Source organism: Ensifer sp. ENS03, assembly GCF_014852035.1.
Lineage (GTDB): Bacteria > Pseudomonadota > Alphaproteobacteria > Rhizobiales > Rhizobiaceae > Ensifer > Ensifer adhaerens.
Genome location: NZ_JACVAV010000001.1, coordinates 582,420 through 600,997, shown reverse-complemented (window position 1 = coordinate 600,997; position 18,578 = coordinate 582,420). Strand labels below are relative to the sequence as shown.

The window sequence follows — 18,578 nt, the reverse complement described above, 5'->3', positions numbered from 1 at the left end:
GAATCATTGGATGACGAAGGTTCTGAACATCACATTGGTTACGCGCCCATCGGAGCGCAGGTCAACCCGCTCCTGGATGTCATCCCGGAGATATTGAAAGCCGCGTGGTCCCTGGATTTGTTGCAGGGAAACGGTTTTCAGATAGGCGGCGATATCCTGGTGGATCTGCTCGGCGAGTTTGGGGTCAGGCACGCCGTCGAACTGCAGCGCCACTTCCAGGCGGATCCAGTTTTCAGAGGGGTAGGCAAGGTTGGTGGTGATCGGGTCGAGCTGGACGACGCCGTTCGCTTCGGTCGCTACCTTCGGCAGGCCTTCTTCGCCGGTCGCATTGGCGGCCGGCTCCTTGGTCGCTTCCACCTGCTCCTTCGGAGGCGGTGGTGCGAGCAGGCCGCCGACCAGCCAGCCGCCGCCGCCGGCAAGCAGCGTCAGCACGGCGATGGCCGCGACGGTCAGCACCTTCGACGGCGGCTTCGGAGCGTTGGAATCGAGTTCTTCCATCTTGCCGTTCCCTGCCGATCAGATCGGCGAAAATAGATCCATGAACTGCTGGCCGTAGGGCGGCTGCTGCACTTCGGTCAGGCGACCACGGCCGCCATAGGAGATGCGCGCCTCGGCGATGCGGTCGTAGGAGATGACGTTGTCGGCATCGACGTCCCGCGGCCGGACGATACCGGCGACGTTCAGGATGCGCAGCTCGTGGTTGACGCGCACTTCCTGCGAACCGCTGATCAACAGGTTGCCGTTTTCGAGAACGCCGGTGACAACGGCGGCAACGAGCACCCGCAGCTTTTCCGAACGCTCCGTCGTGCCGTCACCTTCGGTCTTGGTATTCGAGCCGTATTTCAGGTCGCCGGACCAGCCGAAATCGCTCGTCTGAGACTTGCCGCTGGCGCCGACGTTGAAGCCACTCGAGTTCTTGCGGCTACGGTCCGTCTTGTTGTCGAAGGTTGCGCCTTCGTTGATCTTGATGTCGACCGTCAGGATATCGCCGACATTGATCGCGCGCGCGTCCTTGAAGAGCGCTGCCTGCTGGTCGTTCCACAACGAATAGCCATTCACCATCTGGCGCGGCTGCTTCGGATACATGGCGAGCTGCGGCGTCTGCGAATATTGCAGACCGCTGCCGATCGGGCTCATCGACGGCGCGCGGCCGATTTCGTTGAGCGCTTGGTTCTGACATCCCGCAAGGAGGGCGGCCCCGGTCAGTATAGCCGTTAGACGCGTTTTCATGATGGTTCCTTCGAGGTGTTCGGGTCGCTGGCGCTCGAGATGATGTTGGTAAGGATCGCCGCCTTCTCATCGCTCATTTCGCTCAGGATCAGCGATGACTGGCGCGGTGGCAGCTGCATGACGATGGCGGCGGCAATCTCGGGCCTCACCATCTCAAGCTTGCCGGCGGCTGCGTCCGGCTTCATCGTCTTGTAGATGCCGACGAGGTTGAGTTCCGCCTGTTTCAGGAAATCGTTGCGGCGGTTCAGCCAGTCTTCGTATTCCTCGCGGCGCTTTTCGAGCGTGGCGATGCGCTCGTCGATGCTTGCCTGCAGCGTTTCGAGATCCTTGCGCTGCAGCACATAACGCTGGTCGCGCGCGGCGTCGGCGATGTTGGTGCAGAACTGCTGGATCTCGTTCTGGGTCGCGTCGCTTGCGGGCGGCGCCGTGACGTCCTGGGCAAAGGCGCCCGGCATCGAAAGCATGGACGCGACAACCGCCGCAGCGAGCAGCAGCCTGCGGGTCCGGCCGAGAGAATGATTGTCGTTTGCGATCATTGCAGCACGAGCTCCGCCTGGAGGGCACCGGCCGTCTTGATGCTCTGCAGGATGGCGATGATGCCGTCCGGCTTGACGCCGATGTTGTTGAGTCCGGCGACGAGCGAACGAAGGCTCGAACCGTTGAGGATCGCCACCGTGCCGCCGTCGGACTGCGCGTTGATCGTCGTGTTCGGTTCCATCGCCGTCTGCCCGCGCGAGAAGGGCAGCGGCTGCACCACTGTCGGCGTCTCGCTGACTTCCACGGTCAATGTTCCGTAGCTGACCGCCACCTCGTTGACCCGGACATCCTGGCCGATGACGATCGTGCCGGTGCGTTCGTTGATGACGACGCGCGCAGGCACGTCGGTCTCGATGACGATGTTTTCGATGTCGGCCATCAGCCGCGCGAGGTCCGCCATCTTCGGCTTTTCGACGAGAACGGCCTGGCTGTCGCGCGCTTCCGCAATGCGGCCGCCATATTGCTGGGCCGCGTATTTGTTGATCGCTGCGGCCATGCCGACGGCGGTCGAGAAATCAGGATTGCGCAGCTGCAGCACGAGGTTGAAGCCGTCCTTGAACTTCGACGGCAGCTCACGCTCGATGATGGCGCCGTTCGGCACGCGACCGGACGTCGTGACACCCTGGTTGAGGGTTGCGGCGTCGCCCTGCGCGTTGAAGCCGGTGACGACGACGGAGCCTTGTGCGACCGCATAGATCTGGCCGTCCGCGCCCGAAAGCGAAGTCATGACCAGCGTGCCGCCGCGCAGCGACGTGCTGTCGCCGAGCGAGCCTACGGTCACGTCGACGCGGCTGCCGGGGCTGGCGAAGGGCGGCAGGTTCGCCGTCACCAGTACGGCCGCGACGTTGCGCGTCCGGGACTCGCCGCCCTGGGTCGAGATGCCGAGATTTTGCAGCATCGCGCGGATCGACTGGTCGGTGAACGGCGACGAGCGCAGGCTGTCGCCAGTGCCCTGCAGGCCGACGACGAGGCCGTATCCGATAAGCTGGTTGTCACGGCCCGCCTGAAGCGAGGCGACGTCCTTGATCCTGGATGCGCCGAAGGCGGGCGTCAGCGCCATGGAGAACGCGACGGCCAGCGACAGGAACCATTTGCATGCAAGCATTTTCATTTCGCCACCACATGGACAGTGCCGTCGGCCATCACCGTTCCGGAAACGATGACGCCGGTATCGATGTTGCGCGCCCGGATCAGTTCGCCGACGGCGGCGTCCTGGAGCGGCGATCCGGCAGCGCTGATGGTCAGGCCGCCATTGCTGAAGACGAGGCGCACGGTCGAACCGCGCTCGACGGCATATTGCTCGCGAAGCGCGCTCGCGAGGATCACCCGGCCGGGAAGAAGCGTGCGCTTGGTGACCTTGCCGTCGATCTCGCCCAGGGTTCTGATGTAGCCGTCGGCGAGATCAGGGTTGGTGACGTCGACGACTTCGACGCGGCTCGCATCGACGGTTTCGCCCGGATAGATGGTCTGCGTGGGGATCACCGCCGTCAGCCGTTCCGCATAACCTGCCGAAGGCAACAGGAAAGCGGCGGCGAAGAGCGCGCCAGCCACCAGCCGCCGCGCGCTGGCGCGGCCGGCCTTCGAAGCCTTGATGTCTGCGGATCGGCGAAACGTCATGTTTGCCCCCTCTTTCGTTACCTGAGGTTCTTGCTCACCGTGGCCGCCATTTCATCGGCGGCCTGAATGATCTTGGAGTTCATCTCGTAGGCGCGCTGCGCCGAGATCAGGTCGGTGATTTCCTTGACCGGATCGACGTTGGACGCTTCGAGATACTTCTGCTTGATCTGCGCGAAGCCCGGATCGGCAGGCGTACCGACAATCGCGTCGCCGGAGGCCGGCGTCTGCTTGAAGAGGTTTTCGCCCTGCGGCTCGAGGCCCGCCTCGTTGACGAAGTTGGCGATCGTCAGCTGGCCGATTTCCTGCATGGCGGGGTCGTTGCCGATGCGCACCATCACCTGGCCGGAGCTCGTGAAGACGATGTCGGTCGCGTCCTGCGGAACGGTGATGCCCGGAACAACGGTGTAGCCGTCGATCGTCACGAGCTGGCCTTGCGCATTCTTGTTGAAGGCGCCGGCACGGGTATAGACCGTCTCGCCATCGGGCGTTTCGACCTGGAACCAGCCACGACCGATCAGCGCCAGGTCGTACTCGTTGCCGGTCGAAACCATGCTGCCCTGAATGTGAAGGTTGCGTACGGCCGCCGTCTGCACGCCGAGACCGATGATCGCGCCTTCCGGAACGATCGCCTGGTTGGAGCGGTTCGGCACGCCCTGGGCGCGTTCGGTTTGATAAAGCAGATCGGAGAACTCGGCGCGCGCGCGCTTGTAACCCGTCGTGTTGATGTTCGCGATGTTGTTCGCGATGACTTCGAGGTTCAGCTGCTGGGCGTTCATGCCAGTGGCGGCAATGGAAAGGGCCTTCATGTCTCGTTCCTTCAGATCTGCATGCGCGCGATTTCGAGGTAGGCGGTGACCACCTTGTCGCGGATCGCAATCGCGGTCTGCAGCGACTGTTCGGCGCTCATCACCGCATCGACGACCTCACGGGTGTTTGCCTGGCCGCGAATGCCGTCGAGTGACATGCCTTCGGCCTTCTTCATGGCGCCGATGGCGTCGCTTGCCATGTCGCCGAGAACCGAAGCGAAGCTCTGCCCCTGCGGCACGCCCTGGGTGGCGGCCGGCATGCCGAAGATCGACGACGAGGATGACGTGGAGTGGGTGCCGTCGGTCTCTTTGGTGACCGAGAAGGCGCCGAGGGATTTAACTGCATCGATCATTATTGCGAGGCTCTCAACAGGTCGATTGTCTGGGAAATCAGGTCGCGGGACTGCTTGATGGTCTGGAGGTTCGCCTCATAGGCGCGGTTGGCTTCGCGCATATCGGCCATCTCCACCAGGATGTTGACGTTCGGCAGCTTGACCATGCCCTTTTCGTTGGCGGCCGGATTGCCCGGATCGAACTCGATGTTGAAATCCGAATCGTCCGTGCCCTGCCGCTCGATCTCGACCAGCGAGGCGCCGCTTGCGCGGTCCACTTCGGCAGCAAAGCTGATGGTCTTGCGGCGATAGGGATCCGCGCCCGGCGTATCCCCGGTGGAGCGGGCGTTGGCGATGTTTTCGGAGACGATGCGCAGGCGGGTCGATTCCGCCTGCAGGCCGGAGGCCGATACCTTGAGGGCCGAGGTCAATGGATCCATGGTTCTTACTTCCGTACCGCCATTAGCATCATTCGGTGAAAGGCCTTAACAAGGCCGGCGGAGAGCTCGTAGTCGCGCTTGATTTCGCCGGTCTTCATCATTTCCTGCTCGATCGCGACACTGTTGCCGGACTGCTGGATCTGCACACCGTCGACCATGCCGACTTCAGCCACCTGAGAGGCTGCGAGGCCGTCCGTGAAGTGCATCTTGTTGGTCGCCGCCATCTGGATGCCGGCGTCCTGCAGCACGCTTTCGAACGGCTTGACGTCCTTGGCCTTGTAGTGCGGCGTGTTCGCATTGGCGATGTTGCCGGCCACCACGTTCTGGCGAACGGTCAGCCACTGGGCCTGCCGGGACGCGAGTTCGAAAAGCTGAATCGGTTGCATCAAAAGCTCCATGCTTGGTGATGCGAACCTAGGCCGGTAATCTTGCGTGGGACTTTCGTCGGAAAGCGATGCCCAAGGGATCGGGGCCTCTGCTGTCGGAGATCGCCTGCAAAAGACGGAAAGCCGCGTCATCCGTCAGAGATGGCGCGGCGGTCACGGGCAAGGAATGCGGGTCTACGTCAGTTGGCCTGGTACATTTCGCCGGACGAGGTGATCATGACCCAGTGGCCATCCCGCTGCTCGAGCGTGGCAAGACGCGTGTTGTCGGGCAGAACCGAGCCGATGCGCACGATATACATGCCGCTGGCATCCTCGATCAGCGCCCGGCCGTTGGCGACATGCATCAGCTTGAAGCCGGACTTGCCGGGAAAGGGCTGCGACAGCCCCTCTTCGGCAGCCGTACCTTCCGGTCCCGGACCAGCGCCGATGCCCGGCACGGTCGCCGTCGTCAACTGGTCGATGGCGGCCACGGTGTCGCCGTCCGCGTCGGGCATGGCGAGCGGAGAAACCGAGACGACGTTGCGCGCGGCGCGTTCCGGCAGATCACGGGTAGAGCCCTGCCACAAAGGCGGCATGGTGAACTTGTCCTGGTGGAAGAAGGCATACCAGGGAAAGAAGGTCGCGAAAGCGGCAAGCGCCACGCCGGTCGCGGCCAGGAACTTGTCGGTCATCGGCATGCGGCTGCGCTTGCGCTGATGTACCATCTCGTCCGCATCATAATCGGTCATGGTCATCACCTCGCTCTCGCACCCGGCTGATTGCCCATCGCCGCCGCCTTCAGCGCGTTGGCGAGATCGGAAAAGGCATCCTGTGCCGGGCGCTCACCGGCGGTCTGCGTCAGTACCTCGTAGATGACCGGCACCTGCTTGATCGCCATGTCGAGATCCGGATCGCCACCCGGGCGATAGCCGCCGATCAGGCGAAGGTCGCGGGTCTCTTCGAAGCGGTGGATCAGCGCCTTCAGGCGCGAGACCAGCTTCTCCTGGTCGGGGGTCCAGGCCTTGCGCGCCAGGCGCGAGATAGAGGCGAGCGGATTGATCGGCGGATACCGCCCCTCCTCCGCAAGACTGCGCTCGAGCACGATGTGCCCATCGAGGATACCGCGCGTCGAGTCGGCGACGGGATCGTTGTGGTTGTCGCCGTCGACGAGGATGGAGATGATCGCCGTGATCGTGCCGGCGCCCTCGGTGCCGGGGCCGGCGCGCTCCAGAAGGCGCGGCAGTTCGGTGAAGACCGAGGCCGGATAGCCGCGCGCGATCGGCGGCTCGCCGGACGCGGTTGCGACCTCGCGGATCGCGTGGGCGAAGCGGGTGACGCTGTCGACGATCAGAAGAACATTGTCGCCGTTGTCACGATAATGCTCGGCGATGGTGACGGCGGTCAGCGGCGCCATCTTGCGCAGCATCGGGCTTTCGTCGCTGGTCGCGACGACCGCGACGGACTTCGCCAGATTATCGCCCAGCGTATCCTCGATGAATTCGCGCACTTCACGGCCACGTTCGCCGACCAGCGCGATCACCACCTTGTCGAAGGCATCGGCGCGCGCCAGCATGGAGAGCAGCGTCGACTTACCGACGCCCGAACCGGCAAAGATGCCGAGACGCTGGCCAAGGCAGAGCGGCGAAAAAATGTCGATCGCGCGCACGCCGGTCAGGAAGCCCTTTTCGACTCGCTTGCGCGTCATCGACGGCGGCGCGGTATTGGTGATCGAGCGGCGCAGGTCGCCCTGCTGGAGAGGTCCGAGACCATCGATCGGCTCGCCGAGCGCATTGATCGCGCGGCCGCACCATTGGTCGGTCGGCGCGACACGGAAGGCGCCCTTGCGGATGACCGTGTCGTGGATGCCGATCGGATCGCCGGGCTCGATCGGGCAGACGACCACCCGCTCCGGCTCGACCCGAACGACCTCGCCGAGATGGGTTCCGGTGACGCTCTTGTGGGCGACGAAATCGCCGAGCCGGACATGCCGCGACAGGCCAGTCACCGTATAGTGGCCAGGCGAGATCGTCTGGACGTGACCGCCGGGCGCGATCGAGAATTCGGGTTTGGCATAGCGTTCGACCAGGCCGGCAAGTGCCGCCAGAGATGTCGATCCTGTGCTCGTTTTCTGGCCTTCGCTTTGCATGCCGATGTCCGTCACAGATTAGCGGCTGCCGCCAAGCGTCTTGACCGCTTCTTCGAGCGATCCTTCGCTGTCGCGCAGCAGGGCGGTGATGTTGTCGAAGGCGCGGGTGACCATGATCAGCTGCGACATTTCCTGAATGGCATTGACGTTGGACTCCTCGAGGAAGCCCTGCATGACGCCGACATCGAAACGGTCGACGACCGGCTCGACCTGTGCCGCCGGCTGAACGGCGCTGTTGTCGAGACGGATGAAACCCTTGCTGAAATCGGCCTCGTAAAGGCCGAGCGAGGCGACGGCGACACCGTTCTGGTGAAGCGCACCATCGGCGCCGACGGTGATGTCGCCGCCGTTGCCGTTGAGCTGGATCGGCGCGCCGCCGGCGTCGAGCACCGGATAGCCGCGAATGGTGACGAGTTCGCCGGTATCCGTCAGCGTGAACCGCCCGTCGCGCGTGAGCGCCGGGCCGGCGGGCGTCTCGATCTGGAACCAGGCATCGCCCTTGACGGCGAAGTCGAGCGCCGAGCCGGTGCGCGTCAGCGAACCGTTGCTGGTGTTCAGGAACTCCTCGCCCTTGTTGACATAGGCAACCTTGGTCGGCTTGGTGTCGCCGAGCATCTCGTTGAACTTCACCTCGGTGCCGCGGAAGCCGACGGTGTTGGCGTTCGCGATGTTGTCGGCAAGCGTATTGAGGCGCTTTTCAAGCGCCATCTGCGACGAAATCGCGACGTAAAGACCGGTTTGCACGCTCAGTTTCCCCCGAGTTTCAAGCTGTTGATGGACAGGAGAAGATCGGAAGAAATGCCGTAGCCGCTCGATGAGCCGAAGACCGCGAGCGGATCATAACCGTCCGTTGAATTTTTGGTTTCCCAGAGCGCGGTGAACCGGTCGAGAAACTCGGCTACCTTGGTCGGATCCTGGAAGTCCTTGAAATCGAGCGCCTGTTCATAGGTCTCGGCCTGGCGATCGACATTGGTCGCTGCGAATTCGTCGGGCAGCTGCAGCGCCGTGCGCACCACCTGGGCAATCGCCTCATCGGCGATGATGGCGTAGCCGCTGTTGATCGTCGGCGCCATGCGCGAAAAATAAAGGGCAAGCCTGACGCCGGCATTCTCTTCGCCTGCGTCCTGTTCCAAGGTCTGGCGCGTGTATTTTTCTGCGACGCCCTTCTGCGCACGGTCGAAGGATGTGGCGGCCGCGCCGTGGGCGGCAAAATTCAGCGATTCGACGAGCTGCTTGTAACGGTTGTCGGTCAGCTTGTTGGCAAAGGCATCTTCGTTGTCGACGCCTTCGGTCAGCACCTTGCGCATGAAGGCCTTGGCATAGGCCATGTCTTCCAGGCCATGCGCCTTCATCGCGTAATTGTAGAGGCGGGTATCGGCAAAGAAGTCGTCGATCGTTTTGACGTCGCCGATCTTCGACAGATAGTACGCGGTCTCGCGCGCCACATCCGGCTGCTCGGCAACGCGGGCCAGCGACTTCGTCAAGTCGGCCGTAATCAGCTTGTAGCTCGTATAGGTCGTGGTCACGATCGCTCCGCCCCTGCCGGAATGAGACAGGCAGCCCCTGAGCCTGCCCTGACAAATCCTGACCGGACAGCCTTGCGCGAACCTGTTCCGCCAGGTGGCCTTGTCGCCAGGACCGGCCAGCCTCACGCAAGGATGAAACCGTATCCCGTTAGCGGAAAATAAGATCGCGGCAGGTATCGAAAATGAATATCATCATCGGGCTTCTTGTGACGTTCGGCTGTATCCTCGGCGGCTATCTGGCGATGGGCGGCCACATGGAAGTCCTCAACCAGCCCTTCGAACTGTTGATCATCGGTGGCGCCGGCGTCGGCGGTTTCATCATGGCCAACTCCATGAAGGTGGTGAAGGATACCGGCAAGGCGCTCGGCGAAGCCTTTCGCCACAAGGTGCCGAAAGAGCGCGAATATCTCGACACGCTCGGCGTTCTCTATTCGCTGATGCGCGACCTGCGCACCAAGTCGCGCAACGAGATCGAAAGCCACATCGACAACCCCGAGGAATCTTCGATCTTCCAGTCGGCCCCGACGGTTCTGAAGAACAAGGAACTGACCGCTTTCATCTGCGATTACGTGCGCCTGATCATCATCGGCAACGCCCGTTCGCACGAGATCGAAGCGCTGATGGACGAGGAAATCCAGACCATCACCCACGACAAGATGAAGTGCTATCACGCGCTGAACACGATGGGCGACGCCTTCCCGGCGATCGGTATCGTCGCAGCCGTTCTCGGCGTCATCAAGGCGATGGGTGCTATCAGCGAGGCGCCGGAAGTTCTGGGCGCCAAGATCGCGGCCGCCCTCGTCGGCACCCTGCTCGGCGTGTTTCTCTCCTATTCGATCGTCGCGCCGCTGGTCGCCAACGTCAAATCAGTGCGCGAAAAGCAGAACCGCCTCTACATCATCGTCAAGCAGACGCTGCTTGCCTACATGAACGGTTCGGTTCCGCAGGTTGCTCTCGAATATGGCCGCAAGACCATCTCGGCCTACGAGCGTCCGTCGATCGACGCAGTCGAGCAGGAAATGATGAACCCCGGTGGCGGCGGCGAAAGCAAGGCGGCTTGATCTGATGACCTCCAACGTTCACGCATTCGACCGTAAACTTCTGGCGCGCATGACCGGCGCGCTCGGCGACGACCGGGTGATCGGCCGACTGGCCCTCGAACTCGGCCAGGTCTTCGGCGAATTCCTGCCGGATATCTGCCGAGCGGAGACGGGTCTCGACATCACCATCGGCTATGCCGGCCATCGGACAGGAATGCGCCGCGAATTGATCTCGTCGATGGGCACCGGCGTGCTCATCAGCGAGGTTTCGCTGCGTAACTGGTGCACGGACTTTCAGATCGGCTGCGACAGCCCGATCATCATCGCTCTGGTGGAGGCGCTGCTCGGCGCCGAGCCCGCCGGCATCGAAGAGCCGCAGCCGCGCGCGCTCTCCCAGATCGAGATCGACGTGGCCGTGCCGCTGTTCGAGAAGATCGCCGACGTGCTCAGGACCGCCGTCAATGCCCCCGGCGGTTTCGAGCCGATCGTCGAACGCCCGCTCAACAGCGTGGCGCGCGCCAAGCCCGATCCGATGATCGAGGACGTTCACGCCGGCGCCATCGACATGACGATCGGCTTCGGCCCCGTGCTTTCCACCTTCTCGATCATCGTTCCGCAAAGCGTGCTTCTGAAGACAACGATCGTCTTCCCCAAGGGAAGCGGACAGCAGCGCAAGGCGAAGGCCGAGTGGACGGAGCAGCTGGAAGAACAGGTTCGCCGTTCGGCGGTGACGATCGAGGCGCGCATCCGGCTCGAAAGCCTGACGCTCGACACGATCAGCCGCCTGCAACCGGGCGACGTCATTCCCTTCCTCGACGCCCAGGACGTTCGCGTCGACGTCAATGCCAATGGCCGCGACCTCTATGTCTGCGAATTCGGGCGCGCCGGATCGAAATATACGGTTCGGGTCAAGGATACGCACGGATCCGAACAGGACATCCTTCGCCACATCATGAGTTAAATCGGCCTGCCGCGCGCTCGCAGCATGCCTGAGGCAAGCTTCAACTGGAATAGTTCTCACATGGCACCCAAAAAAGCACCCATCAACGAACAGGCCGAAGTCGCTGTCGGAGACATGGAACTCGACCAGGCGATCAATGACCTGCGCGGTGTCCTGAAGCAGGATTCCGACACGCCTGATGCTTTCGGCTCCGAATTCGGCGCCGAAACGCTTGGCACGACCGATTTCGGCAGTGATTTTGGCGCACCGGCCGCTGGCGGCCTCGACGCATTCGGCGGCGATTTCGGCTCCAGCGACTTCGGCGCCGACCTCGGCGGCGCGGCCGCGACGAGCGACTTCGGCGGCACGGATTTTGCCGCGACGTCCTTCGACAGCGCTGATGTGGCCGTCGATACACCGCCCGGCAGCGGCATGAACGCCAATCTCGACCTGATCATGGACATTCCGATCGACGTCCAGATCGTGCTCGGCTCGAGCCGGATGCAGGTTTCGGGCCTCATGAACCTCAGCGAAGGCGCAACGATCGCGCTGGATCGCCGCATCGGCGAGCCGGTGGAGATCATGGTCAACGGTCGCGTGATCGGCCGTGGCGAAATTACCGTTCTCGAAGGCGACGATACCCGCTTCGGCGTCAAACTCATCGAGATCAAGGGCAATAAGAAGTCGTAGGGCCCAATGATTGGGCGAAGGATGAATCCATGATGGATTTCGAAAGTTTCGAGGCTCAGGCGCTATCAAGGCCGCTCAGCCAGACGGACAAGGCAGCGGCCGTTCTGCTTGCCATGGGCAAGGGCGTCGCCAGCAAGCTGTTGAAGTTCTTCACCCAGAGCGAGCTGCAGTCGATCATCGCCTCGGCGCAGTCGCTGCGCGCCATTCCGCCGCATGAGCTCGAAGCGCTCGTCAACGAGTTCGAAGACCTCTTCACCGAGGGTGCCGGCCTCATGGACAACGCCAAGGCGATCGAGAGCATTCTCGAAGAAGGCCTGACGCCGGACGAAGTCGATGGCCTGCTCGGCCGACGCGCCACCTTCCAGTCCTACGAAGCCAACATCTGGGATCGCCTGCAGGAGTGCGACCCGGTTGCCGTTTCCGTCCAGCTTGCCAAGGAACATGCGCAGACGATCGCTTACGTGCTGTCGATGATGCCTTCCAGCTTCGGCGCCAAGGTGCTGCTGCAGCTGTCGGAAGAACAGCGCCCGGACATCCTGAAGCGCGCCGTCAACATGAAGGACGTCAACCCGAAGGCCGCTGCGATCATCGAAAACCGCGTCATGGAAATGATCGGCGAGATGGAAGCGGAACGCAATTCGGCGGGCCCGGCCAAGATCGCCGAGGTGATGAACGAACTCGACAAGCCGCAGGTCGATACGCTGCTCGCCTCGCTCGAATCGCTCAGCACCGCCTCCGCCAACAAGGTACGCCCGAAGATCTTCCTCTTCGACGACGTGCTCTACATGCCGCAGCGCAGCCGCGTTCAGCTCTTCAACGACGTGTCGACCGACATCATCACGATGGCGCTGCGCGGCTCGACGTCGGAACTGCGCGAATCGGTACTCGCCTCGATCGGCGCGCGCCAGCGCCGCATGATCGAGTCCGATCTCGCCATGGGCGATGCCGGCATCAATCCGCGCGATATCGCCATCGCACGCCGCTCGATCACGCAGGAAGCCATCAGGTTGGCTGCGAACGGACAGCTCGAGCTCAAGGAAAAGGACGTGCAGGCGGCCTGAGACCTGCCTCCGTCTGACGAGCCGCACAAAGCGGCCGGGCTACCGCTCCCCAAAGGGTAATTTCTGTTGAGCCCCGGCGAATGCCGGGGCTCAACTCTTGCCTGGTTCCCGCGCTCGGTCCACTACAGGAGGCGCAATGCAGGGCGTATGTCCGCCGGACGCGCGTCGCTGTAGAGGAACCGGGAGCCGTCCTGTCTCATGTCGGACGATCAGGATAAAGACAGCAAAACAGAAGCCCCGTCAGAGAAGAAGATCTCCGACGCCGCCGAAAAGGGTAACGTGCCCTTTTCTCGTGAAGCCACGATGTTCGCATCGACGCTCGCGATCTACATCTTCTTCGTCTTCTTCCTGACCGACGGCGTCGCCACCCTCACCGAGGCGCTCAAGGATATCTTCGAGCAACCGGAGGCCTGGCGGCTGGAAAACGCCACCGACGTCGTGGCACTGATCACCCATCTTATCTGGAAATCGACAGCCCTGGTTGTCCCGGCTTTCGTCCTGCTCATCGTCTTCGGCGTCGGCGCCTCCATCTTCCAGAACCTGCCCGTGCCGGTTCTCGACCGCATCCAGCCTAAGCTCAATCGGGTTTCGCCGATGGCGGGGCTCAAGCGAATCTTCGGCATCCAGGGCCTGGTCGAATTCGGCAAGTCGCTGTTCAAGATCATCATCGTGTCAGTCGTCGTCGTTCTGGTGCTCTGGAACGACTATTTCGCCACGCTCGACCTGATGTTTTCCGATCCGGTCACGATGTTCTCGACGATGGCGAGCGACCTCAACGAGATCATGATCGTCATTCTGCTGTCGACCGCTGTGCTGGCGATCGCCGACCTCTTCTGGTCGCGGCACCATTGGTACACCGAACTGATGATGACCAAGCAGGAAGTGAAGGAGGAAATGAAACAGGCGCAGGGCGACCCGATCGTCAAATCGCGCCTGCGCTCGATGCAGCGCGACCGGGCGCGCAAGCGCATGATCTCGTCTGTGCCGCGCGCCACGCTCGTCATCGCCAACCCGACCCACTATGCCGTCGCCTTGCGTTATGTCCGCGAGGAGAGCGACGCCCCCGTGGTCGTCGCAATGGGCCAGGACCTGGTTGCCCTCAAAATCCGTGAAATTGCCGAGAAAAACGGTGTTCCGGTCTTCGAAGATCCGCCACTTGCACGCTCCATGTTTGCACAAGTCTCGGTCGATAGTGTGATTCCACCGGTGTTTTACAAGGCTGTTGCCGAACTCATTCACCGGGTGCATGCGTCGCAACCAAAACGGATGACATAACTCCGATGAAAAAGTGCGAATTCTCCGAGAAGCGGGAACAGATCGTAGCTGAAGCAATTCGCCCCGTGGCGACCGAACTGCGTCTCATCGACGCCGCCGATTTCATCGCGCTATTACGGTTCGAGTCCTATGCCAGCCTCGCTGACCTCGTCGAATCGGCAGCGGAGCTCTATTTTCTGCCCGGCACGGTCAATTTCGGCCTCGGCGGCAACTACAATCTGGATTGGGACAGCGAGCCGGAAATCGTGCTCGACCTCGAACTGAAACCCCGCGGCGTGACCATCTATGTCCGCCTGTCGCTCGGCAACGAGACGGCCGGGATCGAGATCAGCCACATCAATTTCCAGAACCCCTCGTCCGACCCGGACGAGAACACGGCCTTCCTGGCTCGGAGCCTGGCAGAGGCGAAATTCATCAAGTCCTATGAGTTGCCGCTGGCGAGCTGAAAGCACCGCTCGGACGGGTCTCGTGCGGACGTGCGATTGACGCTGGCAGGTTAAATTCCGTCGGCGCCGCTGCTCAAAAGGCCGGAGCGATCCGTCTAGTTCAGAGTCAGCTGATGTAGCCGAGGCGGATTGCCTTGGCGATCGCCTGGATGCGGTTGACCGAATCGAGCTTCGTCGTCGCCGCGCCCAGATAGGCGTTGACCGTGTGGACCGAAAGTCCCATGCGCTCGGCGATCTCTTCGCTGATGTGACCGTCGCCCGCCATCTGCAGGCAGGCGATCTCGCGGTCGCTCAAGGTTTCCGCCGGTGCGACACGCTTCTCGTCGGCCGCCAGCAGATCGGTCATGATCATGCAGCTGCGGCCGTGCAGATCGACCACCTGCTCGGTGGAGGCATCCACATAGCTGCCTGCGAAGACGACATAGCCGTTGCCCTGGGCGCCGAGCCTGACGGGAAAGGCGATGCCGGAATAGGGAAGCTTGCGGCCCTTCAGGCGATGCGCGAAAGGCGCCAGCTCGGAAAGCTCTGCCGCCTGGTGCTCGCCGGCGCCGTCCCAAAGGACCGGCAGCAGCGACTGGTCGAGATGAGCGACGAGTTCTTCGCCATAGGCATTGACGAGATCATGGGCGTTCGCTTCGGCAGCGACGCCCCAGTTGTCGAGGACACAGGTGAGCTTTCGGGCGCTGCCGGTTCCCTTGCCGTTGAGCCGCAGGACTGCAAAGTGCTTGGCGTTGATCTGACGCTGCATGGCTTGCAGGCGCGTGACCAAGGTGGCCGCTCGCGCGGCGCGGTTGCCGTTCCTCGCGAGCTTCTGCTCGTCCTCGATCCGCCCGCCGCCAAGAAAATGCGTCATCGCGCCCGTCCCTTACACAAGATTGTTGCGCACCGCGTAGGCAATCGCTTCCGACCGCGTCCTGGTCGCAGTCTTGCGCATGACGCTGGTGATGTAGTTGTTGATGGTGTTGCGCGAAATGCCGAGGATCACTGCGATCTCTTCGCTCGTCTTGCCTTCGGCAATCCAGAACAGGCACTCGAGTTCGCGCTCCGTAAGCTCGAAATCGCGGTCATGGCGGACTTCGGCGCGCGTGGTGAAGCTTGCCAGATAGCCCGCCAGCAACGTCACGTCACGCAGGCTCTCCTGCGACAGGATCACGTCTTCCGGGACCAGGAGCATCAGGGAGAAACGCAGGCGCCCGACATTGAAGGTGATCGCGCAATATTCGCGGCTGATGCCGCGCGGAAGCTCGGTATTGTCCGGCAGCGCATGAAAACACGGCTGCAACACTGCGAGGCACTTTTCCAGTTCGGTGGTCTTGGCATGAAGCGCCGTGATCACACCCGAAAGCCGCCGGACGACGTCGAAAGGCCAGTCCGAGCAGACCACATGGTCGAGACCGCTGTCCTGTGACAGATCATAGCGCGCCAACAGATAATGGCTTGCGCCGACATATTCCGTCAGCGCCGAAAGGCCGCTTCCGAGAGCACCGCGCCCGGCGACTTCGCCCAGTCGTCGCAAAAGCTGCTCGCGCGAAAACCCGCCGCCGCGTGCGCGTGTCGGTGCCGTCGGCAAAGGCCAGACAGCAATGTCTGCTTGCGAAATGTCCATGAGTTCAGCCCCTGTGCCGGATCCACATCCCGGAACTGCATTTGCGCTGCCGCCGCCAACAGCCGGCCGAAGCCGAATATCACCACCAGTCGCAGATCAGGACACGAATCAACTGCTAAAAATGTACATCGACGCGAGAAAAAAAACATCGCCCTCTTCTGGCTATTTACTTCGTGCCGCTGGCATGTCGCGATTCGTGATCAGTCACCCCTGCCAACGCCCCTGCGCCACTGCCAGAACCGGCGCGGCATCGCAACACATTGAAAAGCAGAGATTTTTCTCCTGAAAATCCACAATTTCCGCGCCTCAGGCGGGATCCGATGCAGCGTTGCAAGTGGAAAGCACCGGAATTTCATCCCAAAAAAGGACGGTTCTGCGCGTTCAGAGAATTTCGAATTCGCACGATATTATACTTTGTTTTCATAGCTGTTGCTCAAATGCACCAGCCCATTTTCAGACAACGCTCATTTTACAGATATATAAATTGTGAAAGCCATAGAATTAATTTCGGCTATAACAAAGATATATTTCGATTGAACTCTGTATTGCTCGAAACCGTCATAGTAGATGACACAGCACAATGCACGTCATGCGGGCGCGCGGAATCTATAAATTAAGATATCGTTAAAACATTACCATCCGGGATTCCACCGGGACTCACGCGAGCTCCCTTCGAAACTTGAAGCAATTTTGAAGCCAGATGAAAACCGGCGGCCGGACTCCCGCAATATTTGCTCCCAACATCGAAATCCACCGCAAGCGCGATCACAGGCAGCGGGGACAAGAAAAATCCCGCCACGAGGGCGGGATTTGCAAGAAATTCCAAAGCTGTTTTCTGAGTGTCAGGCCGCCTTGTCGAGAGCCCACTTGCGCAGGATCTTCGCCGCGCGCTCTTCGCTGATCTCGACCATGCGGGCCAGGCGCCGTTCCGGCCCTTCCTTGACGCGGCGGTTGAAGCCGCCGCTGTCGTCGCCCATGCTGAGCAGGTCGTCGGTGCTGTCGAAGCCGAAGTCCGAGCCGAAGCCGTCCATGAGCGCGCCACCGGCACCGGCATTGGCCGGAGAGAAGTCGGGCAGTTCGAGGCCGGCTGCTTCGCCCTGGATCTGACCGGCACCGCCACCGAGACCGAGCTGGCGTGCCAGGGGCCGCATGCCCATCCAGACCACCAGGAAGGCGACGACGATGAAGGCGAGCGCGTTGATGATACCGCCGAGATTGCGAGTGAGCGTCTCCATCACACCGGGACCGGCCACCGCCTGGTCGAGCAGCTGCGTCTCGACGAAGTCCATGGCGGTCAGGGTCACGACGTCGCCGCGGTTGGTATCGAGGCCGGCAGCCGAAGCGACGATCTTCTGCATGTCAGCGAGATAGGCGTCGATCTTGGCCTGATCGGCCGGTTCGCCGACCATCGCTGCCAGGCGGCCGCGGTTGACGACGACGGCAACGGAGAGCCGCTCGACCGTATAGCTGTTCTTGACGGTGGCGATCGTCTTGCTGTTGATCTCGTAGTTGGTCTGCTCTTCCTTCTTCTCGGCCTGGTCGCTCGACTGCGGGCCGGCACCGCCCTTCGGGGCGGCCTGAGGAATGTTCTGCTGCACCGTCGCTGCATTGTCCGGTTGCTGTTGGCTGGACTTCTGCTCTTCCTTGGTCACGCGGGTAGAGCGTTCGACCCGCGATTCCGGATCGAACACCGTTTCCTGGATCTGCTGCGTGTCGGTGTTCAGACGTGCCGTGACGCTCGAACGGAAGTTGTCCATGCCGAGGAACGGAGCGAGCGCGTTGTCGATCTTCTTCTCAAGCTCGGTCTGGACGTTCTGGACGACGCCGAGCGACTGGTTGAGGGCGCTGTTGGCCGGATCGTCGCCCGATGCGAGAAGCTGGCCGGTCGAATCGAGCACGGTCACGTCATCGACGTCGAGCCCCGGTACGGACGAGGCGACGAGATGACGGATCGAAGCGGCGGCGCTGCGGCCGACCGTGGCGCTGGCGCGAATCATGACCGAGGCGGTGGGGTTCTGGTCTGCCTTGCGGAAGCTGCCGCGCTCCGGCATCACGATGTGGACGCGGGCGGCGGCGATACCGGAAATCTGCTGGATGGTGCGGCCGATTTCGCCTTCGAGGGCACGCACGCGGGTCACTTCCTGCATGAAGGAGGTGAGGCCGAGCGAGCCGACATTGTCGAAGAGTTCATAACCGGCATTGGCGCTGCTCGGCAGGCCACGCTCGGCGAGCAGCAGGCGCGCCTTGCTGGTCATGCCAACGGGAACCTGCAGACTGGCGCCGTCAGCCCCGACATTGAAGTCGATGTTGGCCTCGGCCAGCGCGATGCTGATCTGGGTGACATCGCTGCGTTCGAGCCCGACATAGAGCGTCTCGAACGAGGGTCTGTTGACGTAAATTCCGGCCCCGAGCACCATGCCGACCGCGACAATGCCAGCCGCCGCCAACGCGATCAGCTTGCCTTGCCCGAGACTGCTCAGGTTCTTCGTGAACGTCGAGAGTTGATCCAACAGACTCATTC

Annotated in this window: 22 protein-coding genes; 6 read left to right on the top strand and 16 right to left on the bottom strand. The window is 62.1% G+C overall.

Features of this window, described 5'->3' with window-relative positions; all coding sequences use genetic code 11:
- Nucleotides 1-3: 3 nt before the first annotated feature.
- The 13 genes from IB263_RS02980 to IB263_RS02920 all read right to left on the bottom strand — a co-directional run bounded on the left by IB263_RS02980 (nucleotide 4) and on the right by IB263_RS02920 (nucleotide 8,999).
- Nucleotides 4-498, bottom strand: a complete 495-nt coding sequence (locus IB263_RS02980; RefSeq protein ID WP_089043330.1) for a flagellar basal body-associated FliL family protein — start codon at nucleotides 496-498, stop codon at nucleotides 4-6.
- An 18-nt stretch (nucleotides 499-516) separates the two neighbouring features.
- Nucleotides 517-1,230: a flagellar basal body L-ring protein FlgH gene (flgH, locus tag IB263_RS02975; RefSeq protein ID WP_034796898.1), complete on the bottom strand. Its 714-nt coding sequence runs from the start codon at nucleotides 1,228-1,230 to the stop codon at nucleotides 517-519.
- On the bottom strand, nucleotides 1,227-1,766 hold the full coding sequence (locus IB263_RS02970; RefSeq protein ID WP_089043329.1) for a MotE family protein: 540 nt from the start codon (nucleotides 1,764-1,766) through the stop codon (nucleotides 1,227-1,229). Before IB263_RS02970 ends, flgH begins: the two co-directional genes overlap by 4 nt.
- The gene (locus tag IB263_RS02965) at nucleotides 1,763-2,878 is read right to left on the bottom strand and encodes a flagellar basal body P-ring protein FlgI (RefSeq protein ID WP_043613025.1); all 1,116 of its coding nucleotides are present in this window, start codon (nucleotides 2,876-2,878) and stop codon (nucleotides 1,763-1,765) included. The genes IB263_RS02970 and IB263_RS02965 overlap by 4 nt, the downstream gene beginning before the upstream one ends.
- Complete coding sequence (gene flgA, locus IB263_RS02960) at nucleotides 2,875-3,384, bottom strand: flagellar basal body P-ring formation chaperone FlgA (protein ID WP_051659364.1); 510 nt, start codon at nucleotides 3,382-3,384, stop codon at nucleotides 2,875-2,877. Before flgA ends, IB263_RS02965 begins: the two co-directional genes overlap by 4 nt.
- Nucleotides 3,385-3,401: 17 nt before the next feature.
- Nucleotides 3,402-4,190, bottom strand: a complete 789-nt coding sequence (gene flgG / locus IB263_RS02955; protein WP_034796905.1) for a flagellar basal-body rod protein FlgG — start codon at nucleotides 4,188-4,190, stop codon at nucleotides 3,402-3,404.
- Nucleotides 4,191-4,201: 11 nt separating this feature from the next.
- On the bottom strand, nucleotides 4,202-4,543 hold the full coding sequence (locus IB263_RS02950) for a flagellar hook-basal body complex protein FliE (RefSeq protein WP_034796908.1): 342 nt from the start codon (nucleotides 4,541-4,543) through the stop codon (nucleotides 4,202-4,204).
- Entirely contained in the window at nucleotides 4,543-4,962 is a 420-nt protein-coding gene (gene flgC, locus IB263_RS02945) for a flagellar basal body rod protein FlgC (protein WP_034796910.1), read from the bottom strand. The genes IB263_RS02950 and flgC overlap by 1 nt, the downstream gene beginning before the upstream one ends.
- A 5-nt stretch (nucleotides 4,963-4,967) precedes the next feature.
- The gene (gene flgB, locus IB263_RS02940) at nucleotides 4,968-5,348 is read right to left on the bottom strand and encodes a flagellar basal body rod protein FlgB (RefSeq protein WP_034797574.1); all 381 of its coding nucleotides are present in this window, start codon (nucleotides 5,346-5,348) and stop codon (nucleotides 4,968-4,970) included.
- A gap of 179 nt (nucleotides 5,349-5,527) precedes the next feature.
- Complete coding sequence (locus IB263_RS02935; protein ID WP_060581897.1) at nucleotides 5,528-6,082, bottom strand: hypothetical protein; 555 nt, start codon at nucleotides 6,080-6,082, stop codon at nucleotides 5,528-5,530.
- A complete protein-coding gene (gene fliI / locus IB263_RS02930; protein WP_060522361.1) occupies nucleotides 6,082-7,473 on the bottom strand; it encodes a flagellar protein export ATPase FliI in 1,392 nt (463 codons plus the stop codon). The genes IB263_RS02935 and fliI overlap by 1 nt, the downstream gene beginning before the upstream one ends.
- An 18-nt stretch (nucleotides 7,474-7,491) precedes the next feature.
- Nucleotides 7,492-8,217 carry a flagellar basal-body rod protein FlgF gene (gene flgF / locus IB263_RS02925; RefSeq protein ID WP_034796916.1) on the bottom strand — a complete coding sequence of 242 codons (726 nt, stop codon included), beginning with the start codon at nucleotides 8,215-8,217 and terminating at the stop codon, nucleotides 7,492-7,494.
- A gap of 2 nt (nucleotides 8,218-8,219) precedes the next feature.
- The gene (locus IB263_RS02920; protein WP_034796919.1) at nucleotides 8,220-8,999 is read right to left on the bottom strand and encodes a DUF1217 domain-containing protein; all 780 of its coding nucleotides are present in this window, start codon (nucleotides 8,997-8,999) and stop codon (nucleotides 8,220-8,222) included.
- A gap of 182 nt (nucleotides 9,000-9,181) precedes the next feature.
- On the opposite strand from IB263_RS02920, the gene motA reads away from it, so the two are divergent.
- The 6 genes from motA to IB263_RS02890 all read left to right on the top strand — a co-directional run bounded on the left by motA (nucleotide 9,182) and on the right by IB263_RS02890 (nucleotide 14,451).
- Nucleotides 9,182-10,060 carry a flagellar motor stator protein MotA gene (motA, locus tag IB263_RS02915; RefSeq protein ID WP_034796921.1) on the top strand — a complete coding sequence of 293 codons (879 nt, stop codon included), beginning with the start codon at nucleotides 9,182-9,184 and terminating at the stop codon, nucleotides 10,058-10,060.
- Between the two features lie 4 nt (nucleotides 10,061-10,064).
- Nucleotides 10,065-11,000, top strand: a complete 936-nt coding sequence (locus IB263_RS02910) for a FliM/FliN family flagellar motor switch protein (RefSeq protein ID WP_192437568.1) — start codon at nucleotides 10,065-10,067, stop codon at nucleotides 10,998-11,000.
- 60 nt (nucleotides 11,001-11,060) lie between these two features.
- Nucleotides 11,061-11,669, top strand: a complete 609-nt coding sequence (gene fliN / locus IB263_RS02905; RefSeq protein WP_034796923.1) for a flagellar motor switch protein FliN — start codon at nucleotides 11,061-11,063, stop codon at nucleotides 11,667-11,669.
- A 29-nt stretch (nucleotides 11,670-11,698) separates the two neighbouring features.
- The gene (gene fliG / locus IB263_RS02900; protein ID WP_034796925.1) at nucleotides 11,699-12,730 is read left to right on the top strand and encodes a flagellar motor switch protein FliG; all 1,032 of its coding nucleotides are present in this window, start codon (nucleotides 11,699-11,701) and stop codon (nucleotides 12,728-12,730) included.
- A gap of 198 nt (nucleotides 12,731-12,928) precedes the next feature.
- Nucleotides 12,929-14,005, top strand: coding sequence for a flagellar biosynthesis protein FlhB (gene flhB / locus IB263_RS02895; RefSeq protein ID WP_034796927.1), 1,077 nt, complete (start codon nucleotides 12,929-12,931; stop codon nucleotides 14,003-14,005).
- Between the two features lie 5 nt (nucleotides 14,006-14,010).
- Nucleotides 14,011-14,451, top strand: coding sequence for a hypothetical protein (locus IB263_RS02890; protein WP_043613045.1), 441 nt, complete (start codon nucleotides 14,011-14,013; stop codon nucleotides 14,449-14,451).
- 106 nt (nucleotides 14,452-14,557) lie between these two features.
- On the opposite strand, the gene visR is transcribed toward IB263_RS02890, so the two are convergent.
- The 3 genes from visR to fliF all read right to left on the bottom strand — a co-directional run bounded on the left by visR (nucleotide 14,558) and on the right by fliF (nucleotide 18,576).
- The gene (gene visR / locus IB263_RS02885) at nucleotides 14,558-15,304 is read right to left on the bottom strand and encodes a transcriptional regulator VisR (protein ID WP_060522253.1); all 747 of its coding nucleotides are present in this window, start codon (nucleotides 15,302-15,304) and stop codon (nucleotides 14,558-14,560) included.
- A 12-nt stretch (nucleotides 15,305-15,316) separates the two neighbouring features.
- A complete protein-coding gene (gene visN, locus IB263_RS02880) occupies nucleotides 15,317-16,057 on the bottom strand; it encodes a transcriptional regulator VisN (protein WP_034796931.1) in 741 nt (246 codons plus the stop codon).
- Between the two features lie 842 nt (nucleotides 16,058-16,899).
- The gene (gene fliF, locus IB263_RS02875; protein ID WP_034796933.1) at nucleotides 16,900-18,576 is read right to left on the bottom strand and encodes a flagellar basal-body MS-ring/collar protein FliF; all 1,677 of its coding nucleotides are present in this window, start codon (nucleotides 18,574-18,576) and stop codon (nucleotides 16,900-16,902) included.
- Nucleotides 18,577-18,578 lie beyond the last annotated feature (2 nt).

Bases quoted from the DNA above. Each gene is read 5' to 3' on its own strand.
- visN (WP_034796931.1), bottom strand. From the start codon at position 16,057: ATGGACATTTCGCAAGCAGACATTGCTGTCTGGCCTTTGCCGACGGCA.
- fliN (WP_034796923.1), top strand. From the start codon at position 11,061: ATGGCACCCAAAAAAGCACCCATCAACGAACAGGCCGAAGTCGCTGTC.
- IB263_RS02950 (WP_034796908.1), bottom strand. From the start codon at position 4,543: ATGATCGATGCAGTTAAATCCCTCGGCGCCTTCTCGGTCACCAAAGAG.
- fliG (WP_034796925.1), top strand. From the start codon at position 11,699: ATGATGGATTTCGAAAGTTTCGAGGCTCAGGCGCTATCAAGGCCGCTC.
- fliI (WP_060522361.1), bottom strand. From the start codon at position 7,473: ATGCAAAGCGAAGGCCAGAAAACGAGCACAGGATCGACATCTCTGGCG.
- flhB (WP_034796927.1), top strand. From the start codon at position 12,929: ATGTCGGACGATCAGGATAAAGACAGCAAAACAGAAGCCCCGTCAGAG.
- flgG (WP_034796905.1), bottom strand. From the start codon at position 4,190: ATGAAGGCCCTTTCCATTGCCGCCACTGGCATGAACGCCCAGCAGCTG.
- IB263_RS02965 (WP_043613025.1), bottom strand. From the start codon at position 2,878: ATGAAAATGCTTGCATGCAAATGGTTCCTGTCGCTGGCCGTCGCGTTC.
- IB263_RS02890 (WP_043613045.1), top strand. From the start codon at position 14,011: ATGAAAAAGTGCGAATTCTCCGAGAAGCGGGAACAGATCGTAGCTGAA.
- IB263_RS02935 (WP_060581897.1), bottom strand. From the start codon at position 6,082: ATGACCATGACCGATTATGATGCGGACGAGATGGTACATCAGCGCAAG.
- flgC (WP_034796910.1), bottom strand. From the start codon at position 4,962: ATGGATCCATTGACCTCGGCCCTCAAGGTATCGGCCTCCGGCCTGCAG.
- flgH (WP_034796898.1), bottom strand. From the start codon at position 1,230: ATGAAAACGCGTCTAACGGCTATACTGACCGGGGCCGCCCTCCTTGCG.
- flgA (WP_051659364.1), bottom strand. From the start codon at position 3,384: ATGACGTTTCGCCGATCCGCAGACATCAAGGCTTCGAAGGCCGGCCGC.
- fliF (WP_034796933.1), bottom strand. From the start codon at position 18,576: ATGAGTCTGTTGGATCAACTCTCGACGTTCACGAAGAACCTGAGCAGT.
- IB263_RS02980 (WP_089043330.1), bottom strand. From the start codon at position 498: ATGGAAGAACTCGATTCCAACGCTCCGAAGCCGCCGTCGAAGGTGCTG.
- visR (WP_060522253.1), bottom strand. From the start codon at position 15,304: ATGACGCATTTTCTTGGCGGCGGGCGGATCGAGGACGAGCAGAAGCTC.
- IB263_RS02970 (WP_089043329.1), bottom strand. From the start codon at position 1,766: ATGATCGCAAACGACAATCATTCTCTCGGCCGGACCCGCAGGCTGCTG.
- motA (WP_034796921.1), top strand. From the start codon at position 9,182: ATGAATATCATCATCGGGCTTCTTGTGACGTTCGGCTGTATCCTCGGC.
- flgB (WP_034797574.1), bottom strand. From the start codon at position 5,348: ATGCAACCGATTCAGCTTTTCGAACTCGCGTCCCGGCAGGCCCAGTGG.
- IB263_RS02910 (WP_192437568.1), top strand. From the start codon at position 10,065: ATGACCTCCAACGTTCACGCATTCGACCGTAAACTTCTGGCGCGCATG.